A 1,829-nucleotide genomic window follows, 5' to 3' on the forward strand; every position below is an offset into this window, starting at 1 on the left:
ACTCCATGTTTATTTAAAATTTTCTTTAGTTCTTTTAATTCAGGATCTTTTAGATTAATTTCTTCTAACTGTCCCTTTTTAACCATATCTTTTAGTTTTACTTCTTCTCCGTTATTTTTTATAACATTTTTCAAGCCTCCTTGTTCTTCTATTTGCTTGTGTACTTTCTTTAAGGCATCAAGAATTGCTTTACTTGTCGCTTTTGCAAGCCTTACTTCAAGATTAAGACTTGACCTAGATACTTCTTCATTAATCATCTATTCCACCTCCATATAAAAGTAACTCTTTGTATTTTCTTAACTTCTCTTTATGGATTTTTCTTCTAAAATCTTCTCCCGTAACTTTAACTGGTATTGTCATTTCAAGTATTCTTGAATATATTCTCTGATACTCAAGGTCAATATTAGAATTTTGAATAATTTCCAATGATAAGTTTGTAGTAAAAATTGTCGGCTTACCCTTTAAGTATCTTGAGTTTATAATGTTATATACCTGTTCTCTTGCATAAGATGTATCCCTTTCAATTCCAAGGTCATCTAATATTAACAATGGAATATTAGAGAGGTAATCTATAATTTCATTTGAATCTAGCTTAAATGCTGATTTTTGTATTTGGTTTATAACCTGAGATAAATTCATAATTTTAACTTTAACTTGTTTTCTTTCGATTAATTCATTTGCAATCGAACAAGCAAGATAAGTCTTTCCACTACCAACATCTCCATAAAATAAAAGTCCTACATTATCTTTCTTCATTTGTTCAAAGCTTTTGGCATAGTTGTAAGCAACCTTATAGGCTTGACCTTTTTCATTTAAGTATTTCTCAAAATTATATTGGTGTTGGATAGGCGATGAAAAGCAATCTCTTTTTAGCGATGATATTCTCGTTAATATTTCTCTTTCTGCATCTTCCTTATCTCTTTTTATTTCACATTCACATTTAATTCTTGGAATAAACTTTGTAAATCCAAGGTCAAGTAATTCTCCATCTACTCTTTTACCGCATACCTTGCAATAGATATGTCCATTTCTTTCAATATCATTTTCTCTTAATACAAAATCTTTTAAGTTTTTCATAAACTCTCTCCTATATCGTAATTCATTTTTCTAGTTGAATTATCATTAATATTTTTTGACTGATCATTAAGATACCAATTAATTATTGTTGCCTTGTGATCTTGATAAACTCTGTTATTCGCTTTCATATATGACGACAATCTATCAATGTATTCATTAATTCTACTTCCTAACTCATTTGTTAAGTCCTTGTATTCTTCATCAGTCAAAAATATATTTTTATATATCCCATAAGGCTTTTGACCCTTACTAAAATCATTATTTCTTAACTCATTATTTCTAATATTGTTATAGTTACCTTCCGATTTTCGAAAATCTTGACTTTCGATATTCGAATCTCTTGAATTTCGATTATCGAACTTCTGGAATTTTGTTTTTCGAACTTCTTGATTTTTTAATTCCATATTATTAAATATGCTCATAAAGTCTTTAACATAAATTCTATTAGGATTTCCAAGTACTTGTCTTTTCTTTTCAATAAGTCCTATCCCTGATTTAATATCAAGCTCAGCTATTAATTTATTTGCTTTTTCACTTGCACAATTAAATTGATCTTTTATACTTTCAATTGTGTAATAAATAAAGACTTTTCCGTCTTCATCTACCCATCCATTTTTATATGAAAGACCCATTCGATTAAGCATATATGAATACAACACTTTAGCTTCAATAGAAATGCTCTCAAAAATCTCATCTTCCATTAATACCATAGGTAACCTAATGAAGTTATACATTTCAGATTGCCTATTATA

At 28.2% G+C, this 1,829-nt stretch carries 3 protein-coding genes; all 3 read right to left on the reverse strand.

Translation table 11 applies throughout. The annotated features are described in order from the left end of the window. A partial coding sequence (locus DES33_RS09515; protein WP_146199883.1) for a DUF3801 domain-containing protein occupies window positions 1-257 on the reverse strand: 257 nt, incomplete at its 3' end. Next, window positions 250-1,077 carry an ATP-binding protein gene (locus tag DES33_RS09520; protein WP_110058839.1) on the reverse strand — a complete coding sequence of 276 codons (828 nt, stop codon included), beginning with the start codon at window positions 1,075-1,077 and terminating at the stop codon, window positions 250-252. The genes DES33_RS09515 and DES33_RS09520, both read right to left, overlap by 8 nt. Continuing rightward, window positions 1,074-1,829: replication initiator protein A (locus DES33_RS09525; RefSeq protein ID WP_249033639.1), on the reverse strand; the 756-nt coding region annotated here is incomplete at its 5' end. The genes DES33_RS09520 and DES33_RS09525, both read right to left, overlap by 4 nt.

It is taken from the genome of Finegoldia magna (assembly GCF_003182075.1).
Classification (GTDB): domain Bacteria; phylum Bacillota; class Clostridia; order Tissierellales; family Peptoniphilaceae; genus Finegoldia; species Finegoldia magna.